The following is a 14,932-nucleotide window of genomic DNA, read 5'->3' as shown; positions in this document are numbered from 1 at the left end:
TAATGGCACTTGGAGCACTCGACATTATCATTGCTGCTGATACCGCACAACTCCGAAAGGGTATGGATGAAGCGGTAGGGATAATGAAATCGTCTACTAAGACGATGGAAACTGTTGCTAAAACTGCTGCGGGTGCTATTGCCGGTTATTTTGCGTTTGACTCAATACGGGACAATATTAAGCATACGTTAGATCAAGCAGATGCCATCAGTAAAATGTCCCAAAAGATAGGGGTGTCTGTTGATTCTCTCTACGCTATGCAGGCAGCGGGTCAACTTGCAGATGTTGAACTCCAATCAATTGAAAAATCACTATTAAAATTTAATAAAGGGATTGGTGATGCAGAGCGTGGAACCGGAAATACATCCAATGCTCTTAAAAATCTTAATATTTCGCTCAAGGACTCATCCGGGCATCTAAAAACGTCCGATCAGTATTTGTTCGAGGTAGCAGATAAATTCAAAGCCATGCCTGATGGAATAGCTAAATCTACATTAGCTATGGATCTATTCGGAAAAACCGGAGCAGATATGATACCGCTTTTAAATAGCGGGTCAGAAGCATTAAAAGAGTACTCAGGAATTATTAATACTGAAACTGCTCAGGCAGCAGAGCGATTTAATGACTCTATGACAAAGATAGGTCTATCTGCTGAAACTAGTTCAACGAGAATATTGACAGGCATGTTGCCTACAATCGAATCATTATCCGGTAAGTTTGAGGATATGGCTGACTGGGTACTCAAAAATCAAAGCACAATCGATGAGTTCACAGCTCAGGCGGGTAACGATTTAACTGCACTCGGAATGGTTGGGGCTGATGCTTTTAGCCTGATATCTGATACATCAGGAGATATGCTTAAAGTTGTTACATCAGTATTTAATGAAATACCTGGGTTAATGGGTAGATCATCCGATGAAGCGATAGATAATTTCGGGTTTTTCGAGTATTTCATCTTAGGGATGAGCACCGCTACAAATGGGATAGGCCAGTTTGTTGCTAATGCTAAAATGGCTTATGCAACACTAGCTGAAGTTCATGCTAAATACGGGTCTGTTACTGGAATTATTACGAATGGTGGATATGATGCCGCAAAAGCACGTATGGATTACCATGCGGCAAGTTTAGAGGCTCAAAAATACACTAAAAATGTATCAGAAACCTACAATACTCTTATCAGTATGAAAAAAGAGTTTAAGAAAAAATCAGACGGTAATGATCCGTATGTTCCACCTGTTGATTTAGAAGATTTTGCTAAAAAAGAATCCGAAAGATTAGCCGCACAGAAAAAGGCAGATGCCGACACTGCTAAAGCTGCCAAAGAAAAAGCAGATATGATCCAAGCATTGAATGATGAAGGGTTCCAATTTGCTCAGGAAAATATCGCAAAGCAAGAAGCTTTAGAAAAGAAAGCAACCGAAGATACACTAAAACGCTGGGAGGATAGCAAATCGGCTTTACTCGAATACTACTCTGCGATGGGTGACACTGCAAGCGCATTTGAGATCACCGAATCTGATCGTATGCAAAAACTCGCAGAGTCAGGTATTTTATCCAATGAACAGATGCTCGCAATCTGGGAAAAAGATAATGAAGCTCATCGTAAATCTGAATGGGAGAAAAATAACGCTTTTTGGGTTGATCTATTCGATAATGTAGATAAAGCAATGGAGTCACAATTCTTCGATGCTATGACTGGAAAATTCACTTCCTTTGGAAATTGGTTAAAAGACTTTTGGAGCTCAATTACTCAATCGATGGCTAGAGGGTTGTCCAAATCACTTGCTGACTCTATACTTGGAACCGGAGGTAATCAAGGCGGACTTGTAAATATGTTCCGATCTTACGGGGGGATGGGTTCAGTATTCGGTTCCGCCGCCACTCCCGCATCTCTTATCGGAGCAACTACAAATTCATCAGGATTTATGACTACATCTGGGGGAACAGTCCTGGATGCTATGGGCCAGATTACAAAATCAGGGTCAGATGCTGCATCGGTTTTGAATGATCTTTCTAGTGCAAGATCACTTTATAGCATCGCTACAGATGGATTAACCAGTGCAATTTATGCCCCATCTGCATTTATGGGGAACCTAGCCGGTACCGCTTACGGGGCAGGATGGACGGGTACTGGATCATTTTTAGCCGGCAGTTCCAATGTTCTTGCAGGAGGAGGTGTTAATGGGCTGAGCGGTGCAGCGTATGGCGGTGGTATCGCGACAGCAGGTATTGCCGGAGGCATTGGCGGATATGCGCTCGGTTCACTTGGGGATGCCTTATTCGGTAAAAGTACAAAAGCGGGAGAGTATGGGGCGATAGGAGGCACAATCGGAGCAATCGCAGGATCTATCATCCCTGGGCTTGGTACTCTTGTCGGAGGTGCAATCGGTGCCGCTCTTGGCTCTGTTATCGGTGGTATATTTGGCGGTTCATCGCATTATGCAGGGAGCGGTGTAAATATCCAAAACGGAGCTACTGCTAATAATGTTGTCGGTAATGACTATACGATCACCCATGTTGATGGCGGTTGGTTTAGCGGTAGTCGTGACGATTATTCGTATAAACCGTTTAGTGATGCTCAAAAAGAAGCAATCAAAGGCACCATTAAATCATATGAATACCTTCTTACTCAGATCGGTATTGTTAAAGAGTTATCAGTTAAAGGCGGTAATTTTGCAACTTTTCAAAACTTTCTTGATACATCAGTAACAAAAAGCTTTATCGAGGCAATAGATAGTCTAAATACTGATGCGATCTATAAGACATGGGTTGACTATGCTAAATCAGTAGATAAGTCTCTCAATGAGGCAATAGCGGCCTCAATAGGTGGATATGTAAATACTACCCGATCATTTACGGAATGGAATCTCGGAAAAGGAACAGCGGATCAGCTCAAATTCACCGCCGATTATCTCACCAAAGATTTTAACCTATTGGCTGACTCACTAGGTGCTTCTGGTATTACAGCTGAGAACTATCTCCAAAAATATGATGAAGCAATTAAAAAAAGTTTTACCCAAGAGACCATTACATCATGGAAAAATCTTGGTGATGCGCTTATGTCCGCGACTGATGCTAATAATGCATATGTAGATAGCTTGAAAGCCACAACAACAACCCCATATGACATGATGCTATCAAAAGTAGGGGTCAGTTCAACCCCTATTGACCTAAAGCTATTAGTTGATAAGCAGGGGGAACAAAATGCCCAAACTTCACAAATGGTTGCACAGCTTTATGAGGTTATTAAGGTGTTAAAAGCTCAGTTTACATTGTCACAAATGGGCAATAATCAAGGGATCCCGGCATGAAGATAATGTTTCCAATCAATATTGTTGTTGATAGCTCAAATGTTGCTGCATCTCTATATGACACATATGATATCGCAACCCCATATACAACAGGGCAAAAGGTTTATTTATCTACAAACTATGGTGAATATGAAGCCCGTACAAATAATACCGGTATGGATCCATCTTTAAGCCCTACTGATTGGAAGTTTTTAGGAACTGCAAATAGATTCAAAATGTTTGACCAATTTTTAAATACGCAGACAAGTAATACAGGGACTATTGAGGTTTCTATTTCAGCATACGGAGCGAATGCCATATACCTTGGGAATATAGATGCTATATCTGTACTTATTGAGGTAATTGATAATGATACTTTAACCGTAATTGAAACAATGTCTTATTCAACATATAACGATGTAACGGATTGGTTAGATTATTTCTATGGTGATTGGCTCACTGATACAAAGGACTCGATCCTCTATGAGCGTGTCACACTTACTCAAAATATCTCATTTCATATCATTATTGACAATGGAGCCAATAATGCCCTTTGCGGGATATCTATGTTTGGAAAGGTACGAGAGATAGGTTTTACTCAATGGAAGGTAAATGTAGGTGCTCTTGATTATTCAACTGTGGCCATTGATACATCAACCGGTGCTACCTATCTGCAAAAAGGAAATTATGCCAAGACACTTTCCGTTGATATTTTTACACAAACTGAATTAGCAAACTCAGTCTATAAAGTGCTTACTGCGGCTCGAGGTACCCCAGTAGTATTTATTGGTGGAGGATATGACCTCTTAAACATGTATGGGTATATCCAGAAGTTTGAAGAGCTTGTTAACGGCCCGGTTGAAACGGCAATAACCTGCCAGGCGATAGGTTTAGTTTAAGATGAAAAGGAAGTTTAGATGATAGATCAAGTAATAACCACCCCTCCAACGGCACCATCATCAAGCGATGCAACGACATTTAGAACACGGGCTGATGCGTTTATCGCATGGATAGTTGTTTTTGTTTCACAGATTATCGGGTTTATTAATCAGGTAAACACTCTTGAAACCAATGTCAATGCCAAAGAAGCGAGTGCCGTTGCTGCATCAAATATCGCAGTTGCATTGGCAAACTATAAGGGAATATTTGTGCAGGGGGTATCAAGTGCATTAGTTGGTGAATCATGGTCATATAGCGGAGTGAATTACCGATGCGCTGTTGATACAGCAAATAACCCCATAACCGAACCGGCATCATGGGTTTCATTGGCTATAGATGCAACAATCCATGCAGCACCTGCAGAAACTCCAGGCGATACAGATGAGTTTGGGTTTTGGGATAGTTTTTCTCTGCAGCTTCGTAAAGTTACATTTGCAAATTTTAGAGCAGCATTAAGAACCTCTTTTGATACTGTGTATGCCGTATTAAATTCCCCTGCATTTACAGGTAATCCAACTGCTACTACTCAGGCTTCTACAGATAATAGCACGCGATTAGCTACTACTGCCTGGGCTAAACTTGGGCTTGTATATAGTTTAGGGGTAAACGGATATATCAAATTCCCTACATGGATGGGAGGATTAATTATTCAATGGGGGCAGACAGCTGTTATAACTAATAATACCTATCTAAATGTAACTTTACCCATCACCCTACCTACAGCGGTACTAACTACCCAAACATCCCCCTATATTACTACTGGGGCAGATACAGTTGGAGATGCTATGTGTAAGACAATCTCTTGTTCTACTACTACGTTACGAGTAGAAATGGATGATACAACTGGTATCTCAGGGTGTAGATTTTTGGTAATTGGATATTAAGGAGAAGTAATGAAATTTGCAGTATTAGATGTTTTAGGGTTACCAGTAGCATTTTATGATAATTCTATTCATAAAGAAATTCCAATCGGTGCTATTGAAATTACAGAAGCGCAATGGCTCGAATGTATCAATAATCAAGGCACACGAAAGTTTGTTGATCGGGTATTGGTTGAGTATGTACCTCAAAAAACACAAGTTCAACTTGATAATGAAATGGCACAGGTTCGTGATGATGCTATGCTTCAAGGATTTATCTATGGTACTAATATTGACGGAACAGATCGATATATCTCTGTAACTAAAGATGACGGGGATGGGATGGTACAGGTAAAGATGGGATTTGATCTTGATCCATCTCCTACAGTGATCCATTTTAAAAACGGTAGCAATTTGCCTATGACAATCGAAGAGTTCGCCACCTTCGCACCGCTTTTTGTAGCAGAGCGGAAGAAGTTCTTTGTATGAAATCATTCCTTTTAATGCTTATCGCCATTCTGATTATATCTATTGTATCAATTCCGGCCATCATCCTCAACATGATCCGGAAAGTATATCGCCGTGAGAGCATCAGCAAATATCTACTTACTATCGCTATCGGATTTGATCAAGCGGGAGGTTCAATCCTATATGGGCAAGAAGATTGGACGGTCAGCTCATGGACGTATTACCTAGAGCAATGCGGGAATAAACACGCACAATATTTCAGGGTAATTATCGACCTTATTTTTGGTAAAAATCACTGTAAAGAGAGCTATTTTGCGGAAGCGGAGAGATTAAAATTTAATGCGGAGTGGATGTGATGGATAAAGAAGTAGTTATGTGGCTTTTAGGCGGTCTTATCCTGATTATCGGATGGTTTGCAAATAAAAAGATAGTTGACCTTGAAAAAGCAGATGAAGGGCATAGGGTAGAGATTGCCGCACTTAAAGAGTCAAAAGCAGAAATGAAGCTCCACATCGCAGAAAATTATATCAAGCGCTCAGAGATCAAAGACTTCATGGAGCGTATCGATACAAATATAAGAGAAATATACAATGAACTCAAATTAAAGGCTGATAAATAAATGGGGGAAGAATACAAAGCTATAAATCGAGAAAAGTTCCCCGGATGGCAGGGGTGGAAGATTATCGATGATTATTTAAAAATCGACGTATCCGATGATCTACGAAATAGGATGTGCGAAAACAATGCAGAGCTGCAGGAGTTAGTCGCTCAATTTCATCAAGGAGGTAAAGAGTGAAAAAAGAGTTTAAACGTATGTGGTTTGTCATGGTAGTGACGGTAATTTTGGTAAGCGTATTTATCAGCGGTGTATATGAGAGTTTGCCCCCGGTTATTCAGCTCGTATTATCTAAGTTTCTGCTTGTTACGGCGGGGGTAATCGTGGCGCATATTTTACGTAAGTTTTTATTTCCTGCTATCGATTGGGGCAATGATAAAAACTGGCAGCTTACTATTGCCGTAGTCGCTTTTTATATGATCATTATCTACTGCTTCGCTATGGGCGGATGATATGAAGCTGATCGTACTTTTAGCACTTACTTTGTCATTGTTCGGGGGTTCTGTCCAACGGTGCCAATCATACGAACAAGAGGTACGAAAAGCACATTGGGCACAGTTTGGGGTTGATTACCCATATCAGTATGGAGTCGGTCAGCTTGTCCAAGAGAGCGGATGCCGAAATATCCTATCTCTCGATGGAGTAGGATCAGAGGGGTTGCCTCAGATCACGTACCGGCTTTGGCAAAAACCGCTCAAAGCTAAAGGGATATCAAGCATTAAAGGTATCCCCGATCAACTCAAAGCTCAGGCGATAATTATGAAATCAGTCTATCAACCGAAGTATGGGCTATGGGTAACGTACCAGGTATATAACGGGGGAGGACTGGTTCTAAAAGAGATCAACCGTGCCGGGGGTGAAAATTGGGAATTATCCAAGGGTCAATGTCGACGCGGACAGAGCTGTTTCACATGGAAAGGTCAGCGGTCATGTCGATCGAACTGCGATATCAATTATGAGTACTCGGTGCTCGTCTATAAATACGGAGAAAAATATGCGTCTATCAGAAGTAGCAAGTTTCGGTACTGGTAAGGTGCTGATCGGAATTATTATCATTTTATCCGGAGCATTAATCGCTCTTGGATTCCATGATCTATCCGTGTCCGGAGAGCGTAACGTTCTCGAGCAAAAAGTTAAGACTGCAGAAGTAGAAACAGAACGGCAAAAAGATCGTGTTTCTTTTATGAAAGCGTGGATGGCACGTGATAGGGTGGAAGCTCAGGAAAAAGAAGCCGATTACAACCGAACGATGGCCGCAAAGCCGAAATACATCACATCGATCAAGTATGTACCTATCGGGGAAAAATGTACCGACCTAAGTGCAATCGCTGAGGAAGCGCGAAAAAATGCTGAGGGAGGCAAGCTATGAAAACACTCTATTTGATGGTCTTAACTACGGTTTTAATATTCTCTGGTTGTGCCGGTAAAGAAGTGGTCCCAAGTGAACCGATCACGATAACAAAAAAATGCGAAACAAAAAAACCAAAATGTGAAGATCCTACTCCTGAAGTAGGCGATATCGTTCAGTGGACTAAAGCACGGTTGGAAAACTATCCGAAGTTGCAGAGTTGTCTTTATGATTTTAAAGCGGCTTTGGAGAAGTGTTTGTAAAAGAGATCCGCGACTCACGTCGGACAAGGCATAGCTTCAAAACACCGAGCGATCATAGATCGACGGAAAGACCTCTTTATCCCGGTCAGTTAAATAACTTGACTGATGGAACAAAAGAATTATACCATTAATCAAGTCCCACAGCGAACCCGAGAAGAACGCTGCAGTATCGGCATTATTGTCGATATCTTTTTCTAGCCGTGAAAATATGTCACGGTGCAAAGGAATTATATGCAGCGACTTCAAGCCCCTTTCGGGTGGATAGGCGGTAAATCCCAACTGGCAGACGATATCGTTTCTATGATGCCTGAACATCGTCTCTATGTAGAAGTGTTCGGCGGTGCTCTCAATGTACTCTATCGGAAACGTGCTCCGATATCTACCAAAAAAGCGGAAGTAGTAAACGACGTAAACGGTGAGCTCGTCAATCTTCACCGATCGATCAGAACCAACCCGCAATCACTATCGATGTATTTGCGCCGGCTATTGGTTAGCCGTGAGGTTTTCGATGATATCGTCCATAAGCGGATCAAACCGACGAACAACATCGAGCGTGCCGCATTTTATTATTACTCTCTCACTCAGAGCTTCGGGTCAAAAGGGACGAATTTCGCAATGTCGGCAAAGAACGGTCGACCGAAAGATTTGCACAAAAATTTCAATGTATGGTCTCGTCGCCTCCGATATGTGACGATCGAGAACATGAGCTTCGATAAGCTGATATTGACATATGATAACCCGGATACATTTTTTTATTGCGATCCTCCGTATGTTGACACGGAAAGCTACTATCAGAATACGGGTGGATTCGGTGAGACAGAGCACAGATTACTCGCTGATATGCTGCACAATATCAAAGGGAAGTTTTTACTGAGTTACAATGACTGTGACCTGGTGCGAGAGTTATATTCGGATATGGTGATACGATCAAGTAGGGAGATTGATTATACATTAGGTGGAGGACATCAGAAAAAAGCAGTACGGGAAGTGTTCATATCGAACTATACAGATGAAAGCGTGAGGGGGGTATTATTTTGAAATAAATAACTGTGTCAAAAATGTGTCATAGAAACGTCTATTTCATGGTGTTTCTGTCACACATTTAATCTAAATCCCTATATTGCGATACATATTGAACCGATATACGGTACAATAATCCCACAGATTATAACAATGAGGTCTTCTGATGTTTGATACGGTCAAATCTAAAATTATTTTTACAACCTTACTTTTCAGTTTCCTGGGACTTGGTACTATCTACTGGTATTTAACGTCAACTTTTAATGATTTTTCCAATGATACGGCGAAGCGATCACTGACGATGCTAAGCGAGTCTATTTTTCAAACTTTGACCCAAAGTATGCTGGCGGGAGATCCTGCCGTTGTGGCTGAAACGATCGCTAATGCTCAAAAGATCGATGGAATAGAGGCGCTTAAGGTCGAAAAATCGCAAGCCGTTATCGATTTGTTGGCTCCGGATGCGAAGTTTAGCGATGAGCCGATGATCCGTGAAGTCTTTAAAACCAAAAAACCTCAGGTTATCGAAAATACGGACGGGAAGCATACCATCCGACTGCTGCAGCCGTTGATTGCCCAAGAGCGATGTTTAGCCTGTCATACTAATATAGAAGCAGGGCATGTTCTCGGAGTGATGGACTTGGTGATATCGTTAGAAAAGAATGATGCCGAGATCAGTAAAACCCAAACGATTTTGCTGATTGCATTGAGTGTCGTCGTCATAGTGTTTGTCTCGGTGTTAAACCTCTTTTTCGGCAAAGAGGTTCTTTCCCCGTTAGAAGAACTGCGCAATCGTATCGGTGCATTGGTCAGCGGAGATAAAGATTTAACGAAACGTCTCGAAGTCGTAAAAAAAGATGAGTTTTCTCAAGCGGCACTGGCGGTTAACCGCTTTGTCGAAATGGTGCAGGAAACAGTTAATGAAGTCAAAGATCTCGGAAAACAAAACTCTACGATCGCCACGACAATTACCGATGCAACACGAATCATTTCAGCAGGGGTAGAACAAGAACGTCAAATTGTTGAAGCGACAACGCAAAAGAGCCATTCGATCAAACAAATTTTGTCAGGAGCTATTGCCGTATCTGAGCAGACACAACGAAATGTTGCCAATGCAAACGGCGAGCTTGTGACCGCTAAAGATGCGTTGTATCGACTCGTGGAAGAAGTAGAGGGTTATATTGAAATGGAACACGAGATGTCTTCCCAATTAATCTCGTTACGGAATGATGCCGATCAAGTCAAAAGTGTTTTGGGTGTGATTAAAGATATTGCGGATCAAACCAACCTGCTAGCACTCAATGCCGCCATCGAAGCGGCACGGGCCGGAGAACACGGAAGAGGATTCGCCGTTGTTGCCGATGAGGTACGGAAATTGGCGGAACGCACCCAAAAAAGTTTGACTGAAATTGAAATCAGTGTCGGAACCATTGTCCAGGCCATTAACGATGTCAGCGATAAGATGGGGGATAATGCTAAAAACATGAATGAACTGACTGTGATTTCGAATGAAGTCGAAGAAAAGATTTCGGCAACATCTTCGGAGATGGAGCGTTCAGTCGAAGTTGCCCAGCACTCATACAACGACTCGGTCGAGGTGGTCGGGCATATTGAATGGATTATCGACAAAATTTCCCAGATCAATGACGTTTCCGAATCCAACCGCCGCAGTGTTGAACAAATAGAAAGCGATTCGAAGCATTTGCTCGAAGTCGCCAATTCTCTATCGGCACGTATTAACGAGTTTAAGAGCTAAATACCCCCAGCCAAAGGGCATTCTGCGATGTTGACAATACTCGGTGAGGAGTATGTCTGGGGATGAAAAGATAATCCCCGGGCTTAAGACTTATCTCGAGTGTTTCGATTTCTAGTTGTGCCTCTCCCGAAAGTAATAAAACCCACTCGTCCTGGACCTGATTATAGATTTCTCCCGGTGTTTTAAGCCATGATCGGATGGCTTCAATTTTGAGTGAATCATTTTGAAATAGAGTCGAAAATATTTCTGAATTTTCACGAGGATTCTGTTCACGGTAGAGGTTGTTTATCGAGATCAAGAAGCACTCCTAAGTTAACGCATGATATGATTGCGTCATTATAAACTAACAGCAGAGAATTTATGAAAAACATTATTTTAATCGGTTTTATGGGAGTCGGAAAAGGCTCGGTGGCTCGGGAGATAGTTAAACAGTCTGATTTGGTTGCGCTGGATACGGATGATATTATCGAGAGCATGGAAAATCGCAGTATCAAGAAAATCTTTGCCGAATCGGGTGAAGAATACTTTCGTGCATTGGAACGTAAAGTGGCCCTGTGGCTGCAAAAAGAGGTGGATGGGACATTGATTTCGACGGGCGGCGGTTTTTTTAAAGTTCCCAATCTTTCGAAAATCGGAACAGTTGTCTATCTGTCGGCACCCTTCGAGACGATCCATAACCGAATCCTTGCCCATCCGGATGCGGCTAAGAAATTACGCAAACGTCCATTATTCCAAGATATTGAGAAAGCACGAAAACTTCATGAAGAGCGTGCTGCCCATTATAAAAAAGTAGCCGACATCACTATCGATGTGAGCGGTAAAGAGATTAGTGAAATCGCTAAAGAAATTCTCAAAAAGGTAAAATGACATGGTAAAGATAGTTTTTATATTGATGTTCTCGGTATTCGCTTTATTCGGAGCCGATATTAAATGGGAAAAAGATTATGCGAGTGCTCTCAAGCGCTCGAAAGCTCTTCATAAACCTATGATGTTTATCATCTCGAACCATCATTGCCATTTTTGTGTCCAATTTGAAACTACAACGCTGAAAGACCCGAAAGTTGTACAAAAACTGAATGCCGATTATGTCAGTGCCATCGTATTTATTGATGAAAATCCTCTTTTTCCACGAGAATTGGCGGTCGGGGGAACTCCGGGAACATGGTTTCTCAAAAGTAACGGCGAACCGATGTTTGAGCCGGTTATGGGTGCGATTGATGCCGAGAATTTTTTAAATGCGCTGGATATCGTTAAAAAAGAGTACTCTAAAAGTACTCCAAAAAGCAATTGAAGGAAAACAATGACCCTCATACACAGTAACGAAAGTAATTTTCAAAAAGTTTTTGACGAACTCCTCGGACGCGGAAAAATGGATATGGAGCATGTCTCCACAATTGTCAAAGGACTGATCGATGAGATACGTGCAGACAAAGATAATGCGCTGATCCGGCACATTGAAAAATTTGACCGCTGGACACCTAAAAGCGGAAGCGATTTACGTATTGATACGGCATCAATGAAGAAGGCGTATGATGAGCTGGAACCCAATCTTAAATCATCTCTTCATTTGGCATATGACCGTATCCGCGCGTATCATGAAAAACAGCTTCCTAAAAGCTGGTTTGACACCGAGGCGAACGGAACGATTTTAGGGCAAAAAGTGACTCCGGTTGATCGTGCCGGGCTTTATATCCCGGGAGGGAAAGCTGCTTATCCGAGTTCTCTTTTAATGAATGTGATTCCGGCGCAGGTAGCAGGGGTAGAACATATCGTCGTGACAACACCGACCCCTGACAATGAGCCGAATGCCCTTTTGTTGGCGGCATGCCATTTGTGCGGTGTGAGTGAAGTCTTTAAAGTCGGAGGAGCGAGTGCGATTGCGGCTATGGCTTATGGGACCGAAACCATTCCGAAAGTCGACGTTATCACGGGACCGGGAAATATTTTTGTGGCAACAGCCAAAAAAATGGTGTTTGGAGAAGTGAATATCGACATGATAGCCGGTCCAAGCGAGATCGGTGTATTGGCGGATGATTCGGCAAATCCTGTTCATATCGCAATCGATTTGCTTTCTCAAGCGGAACATGATGAAATGGCGAGTTCTATTTTGATTACCCCGTCTCAAAAATTTGCCGATGCGTGTGCGATCGAGATAGAAATTTGGTTGAAAAAACTTCCGCGTGAAGCAATCGCCCGTAAATCGATTGAGGAACGTGCCGCGATCATTGTGACGGACTCGATGAGTGAAGCCGTCCGTCTTATGAATGAGATTGCTCCGGAACATTTGGAAGTTGCAACGGACAACCCTTTTGCCCTTCTCCCATCGATCAAGCATGCCGGAGCGATTTTCCTGGGTCATTATACCCCTGAAGCAATCGGAGATTATGTAGCAGGACCGAACCATACCCTTCCGACCGGCGGAACGGCAAAATTCTACTCTCCGCTGGGCGTCGAGAACTTTATGAAAAAGTCATCGATCATCTCTTTTTCGCGTCAGGCGATCAATGAGATCGGAGAAGCATGCGCATTGATTGCACATACCGAAGGTCTCGGTGCCCATGAAGCATCGGTTCGCTGCCGATTAGATTCTTAATATCCTTCTCTTTTCTTCTTCTTTTACTCCTCTTCTGAGGAAGTTACCAAACGGTTACATATCAAAAAGTTATAGCAAAAAGGGTGTCCGTTTTAGTTTCGGTTAACCAAATTTTAGTTACTATCGACCCAGCAGAAATGCCGTTAAACGCCTGTAATCACGGCATCAAATAAAGGTTATTCGTATCTGTTATGATAAGTTGGACCAATCGTGAATCAGGAATCAAGGAGAATATATGCAATTGGGTTTCTTGGTAGACCTTCACCTATGTATGGGGTGCAAGGGCTGTGAGATTGCCTGTAAAGTGGAAAATGAAGTCCCACTTTCTACATGGCGTCTTAGAGTAAAATATATTGATGTTGGGAGCTTCCCTGAAACTAAGCGGACATTTACACCGCTTCGCTGTAATCACTGTGCGAATGCACCGTGTGAGCGTATCTGTCCGGTTAGTGCGTTGCATTATCTTGAGAACGGTATTGTTAATATCGATAAAGAGCGCTGTATCGGTTGTGCCGGTTGTATTATGGCATGCCCATACGGTGCGATCTATATTGACCCGCAAACGCAGACAGCGGATAAATGTACCTACTGTGCTCACCGTATCGCTAGTGCTATGATGCCATCATGTGTCGTTGCGTGCCCTGTAGAAGCGAATATTTTCGGTGATTTGGATGATCCGATGTCAAGTATCAGCAAATATATTCAGCAGCATGAGGGGAATGTCCAAGTCCGTAAACCGGAAAAAGGGACAGATCCGCACCACTACTACGTAGGCGGCGGCAATGTAACACTGAACCCGTTGGCATCGTTCCGCGGCGAAGGACACAACCTTTTCAATGATCTTAAACATCTCCCAATTGGAGGGCACTAATGGTACACGAAACAATAGCGGCAACAAACGCGGTTGTAACTCTTGACGTTGCTCTTCCGGGAATCGTATGGGGTTGGATTATCACAATGAATATGTGGGCAAAAAGTATCGGAACCGGTATTATCTTCCTCGCATTTTTCTTGTTGAAAAAATATCCGGAGCAAACGGGCTTTATCCGTTTACCGGTAGTAGCAATTTCGATTGTATTTATCCATGTGTTCTTATTTTTTACCGTCATTGACTTGCACCAGATGTTTCGTTTCTGGCATATCTTTTTCTATCCTCACCTAACATCGGCGATTACGATCGGTGCATGGATGGCAACAGGCTTTGTAGGACTTCTTTTTGCGATGGCGTATGCGATCTATCTGAAAAAAGACGAAGCAATGTATGACAAGTTTTTGGGTTGGACAACATTGCTTGCAATCCCGGTTACCTTGTATACGGCTGGGTTGATGGCAGAATCAACCGCACGTGAATTGTGGCAAATGCCGACAGAATCGGCACAAATGATTTTGGCGGCATTGTTAGCGGGTTCAGCGACAATGATTTTGCTTGGCGGAAATAAATTTTCAGATCCTATCAAAAAAGATCTCGGAATTATTTTGGGATTGAGCGCATTCGCGGCGTTTATCCTTTATATGTCTGAATATATTTTCGGTGCGATGAAAGCCGAAGAAGTTGCGGCGACATTGGAATTTGTCAAAGGCGGCGAATACACTGCGATGTTCTGGATCGGTCAAGTAATGGCCTTTTTGGCACCGATGGTGTTGGTATGCCTGAGCTTGAAAAACAAATCGTACTATTTGTTGAAAATCGCTGCCGTTTCGGCGTTAGTCGGTTTGTGGGTAAGCAAACACGTTTGGCTTGTGATTCCCCAATTGTTAAATATGAGCTAAGAGGTAGACTAT

At 42.5% G+C, this 14,932-nt stretch carries 19 protein-coding genes; 18 read left to right on the top strand and 1 reads right to left on the bottom strand.

Annotated features, from left to right (window positions below):
- The first annotated feature begins 2 nt into the window (after positions 1 to 2).
- The 13 genes from WAO38_RS01505 to WAO38_RS01445 all read left to right on the top strand — a co-directional run bounded on the left by WAO38_RS01505 (position 3) and on the right by WAO38_RS01445 (position 10,557).
- Entirely contained in the window at positions 3 to 3,311 is a 3,309-nt protein-coding gene (locus tag WAO38_RS01505; protein ID WP_422233659.1) for a hypothetical protein, read from the top strand.
- A complete protein-coding gene (locus tag WAO38_RS01500) occupies positions 3,308 to 4,189 on the top strand; it encodes a hypothetical protein (RefSeq protein WP_422233658.1) in 882 nt (293 codons plus the stop codon). The genes WAO38_RS01505 and WAO38_RS01500 overlap by 4 nt, the downstream gene beginning before the upstream one ends.
- Positions 4,190 to 4,207: 18 nt before the next feature.
- Positions 4,208 to 5,113 (top strand): gp53-like domain-containing protein, encoded by a 906-nt coding sequence (locus WAO38_RS01495; RefSeq protein ID WP_422233657.1) that lies wholly within the window; start codon positions 4,208 to 4,210, stop codon positions 5,111 to 5,113.
- 9 nt (positions 5,114 to 5,122) lie between these two features.
- Complete coding sequence (locus WAO38_RS01490) at positions 5,123 to 5,578, top strand: hypothetical protein (protein ID WP_422233655.1); 456 nt, start codon at positions 5,123 to 5,125, stop codon at positions 5,576 to 5,578.
- Entirely contained in the window at positions 5,575 to 5,913 is a 339-nt protein-coding gene (locus WAO38_RS01485; RefSeq protein ID WP_422233653.1) for a hypothetical protein, read from the top strand. Before WAO38_RS01490 ends, WAO38_RS01485 begins: the two co-directional genes overlap by 4 nt.
- Positions 5,910 to 6,176, top strand: a complete 267-nt coding sequence (locus WAO38_RS01480) for a hypothetical protein (RefSeq protein WP_422233652.1) — start codon at positions 5,910 to 5,912, stop codon at positions 6,174 to 6,176. The genes WAO38_RS01485 and WAO38_RS01480 overlap by 4 nt, the downstream gene beginning before the upstream one ends.
- Positions 6,177 to 6,353: a hypothetical protein gene (locus tag WAO38_RS01475; protein WP_422233650.1), complete on the top strand. Its 177-nt coding sequence runs from the start codon at positions 6,177 to 6,179 to the stop codon at positions 6,351 to 6,353. It abuts the gene before it with no gap.
- Positions 6,350 to 6,625, top strand: coding sequence for a hypothetical protein (locus WAO38_RS01470; RefSeq protein ID WP_422233648.1), 276 nt, complete (start codon positions 6,350 to 6,352; stop codon positions 6,623 to 6,625). The genes WAO38_RS01475 and WAO38_RS01470 overlap by 4 nt, the downstream gene beginning before the upstream one ends.
- A gap of 1 nt (position 6,626) precedes the next feature.
- A complete protein-coding gene (locus tag WAO38_RS01465; protein WP_422233646.1) occupies positions 6,627 to 7,205 on the top strand; it encodes a hypothetical protein in 579 nt (192 codons plus the stop codon).
- Complete coding sequence (locus WAO38_RS01460; RefSeq protein ID WP_422233645.1) at positions 7,168 to 7,542, top strand: hypothetical protein; 375 nt, start codon at positions 7,168 to 7,170, stop codon at positions 7,540 to 7,542. The genes WAO38_RS01465 and WAO38_RS01460 overlap by 38 nt, the downstream gene beginning before the upstream one ends.
- The gene (locus WAO38_RS01455) at positions 7,539 to 7,784 is read left to right on the top strand and encodes a hypothetical protein (RefSeq protein ID WP_422233643.1); all 246 of its coding nucleotides are present in this window, start codon (positions 7,539 to 7,541) and stop codon (positions 7,782 to 7,784) included. Before WAO38_RS01460 ends, WAO38_RS01455 begins: the two co-directional genes overlap by 4 nt.
- 231 nt (positions 7,785 to 8,015) lie before the next feature.
- On the top strand, positions 8,016 to 8,822 hold the full coding sequence (locus tag WAO38_RS01450) for a DNA adenine methylase (RefSeq protein ID WP_422233641.1): 807 nt from the start codon (positions 8,016 to 8,018) through the stop codon (positions 8,820 to 8,822).
- A 148-nt stretch (positions 8,823 to 8,970) separates the two neighbouring features.
- Positions 8,971 to 10,557: a methyl-accepting chemotaxis protein gene (locus WAO38_RS01445; RefSeq protein WP_422233639.1), complete on the top strand. Its 1,587-nt coding sequence runs from the start codon at positions 8,971 to 8,973 to the stop codon at positions 10,555 to 10,557.
- On the opposite strand, the gene WAO38_RS01440 is transcribed toward WAO38_RS01445, so the two are convergent.
- A complete protein-coding gene (locus tag WAO38_RS01440; RefSeq protein WP_422233637.1) occupies positions 10,547 to 10,855 on the bottom strand; it encodes a cupin domain-containing protein in 309 nt (102 codons plus the stop codon). The genes WAO38_RS01445 and WAO38_RS01440 overlap by 11 nt on opposite strands.
- A 62-nt stretch (positions 10,856 to 10,917) precedes the next feature.
- Between WAO38_RS01440 and WAO38_RS01435 the strand changes: the two genes are divergently transcribed.
- The 5 genes from WAO38_RS01435 (at position 10,918) to nrfD (ending at position 14,920) form a co-directional block, all read left to right on the top strand.
- Positions 10,918 to 11,424: a shikimate kinase gene (locus tag WAO38_RS01435; protein ID WP_422233635.1), complete on the top strand. Its 507-nt coding sequence runs from the start codon at positions 10,918 to 10,920 to the stop codon at positions 11,422 to 11,424.
- A gap of 1 nt (position 11,425) precedes the next feature.
- Positions 11,426 to 11,848 (top strand): thioredoxin family protein, encoded by a 423-nt coding sequence (locus tag WAO38_RS01430; protein ID WP_422233633.1) that lies wholly within the window; start codon positions 11,426 to 11,428, stop codon positions 11,846 to 11,848.
- Between the two features lie 9 nt (positions 11,849 to 11,857).
- Positions 11,858 to 13,150 carry a histidinol dehydrogenase gene (gene hisD, locus WAO38_RS01425; protein WP_422233631.1) on the top strand — a complete coding sequence of 431 codons (1,293 nt, stop codon included), beginning with the start codon at positions 11,858 to 11,860 and terminating at the stop codon, positions 13,148 to 13,150.
- A 235-nt stretch (positions 13,151 to 13,385) separates the two neighbouring features.
- Positions 13,386 to 14,021, top strand: a complete 636-nt coding sequence (locus tag WAO38_RS01420; RefSeq protein WP_422233629.1) for a 4Fe-4S dicluster domain-containing protein — start codon at positions 13,386 to 13,388, stop codon at positions 14,019 to 14,021.
- The gene (gene nrfD, locus WAO38_RS01415; RefSeq protein ID WP_422233627.1) at positions 14,021 to 14,920 is read left to right on the top strand and encodes an NrfD/PsrC family molybdoenzyme membrane anchor subunit; all 900 of its coding nucleotides are present in this window, start codon (positions 14,021 to 14,023) and stop codon (positions 14,918 to 14,920) included. The genes WAO38_RS01420 and nrfD overlap by 1 nt, the downstream gene beginning before the upstream one ends.
- Positions 14,921 to 14,932 lie beyond the last annotated feature (12 nt).

The organism is Sulfuricurvum sp., assembly GCF_049277495.1.
In the GTDB taxonomy this organism is placed as follows: Bacteria; Campylobacterota; Campylobacteria; order Campylobacterales; family Sulfurimonadaceae; genus Sulfuricurvum.
The sequence above is the reverse complement of the archived record's forward strand: the minus strand, read 5'-3'. Positions and strand labels throughout refer to the sequence as shown.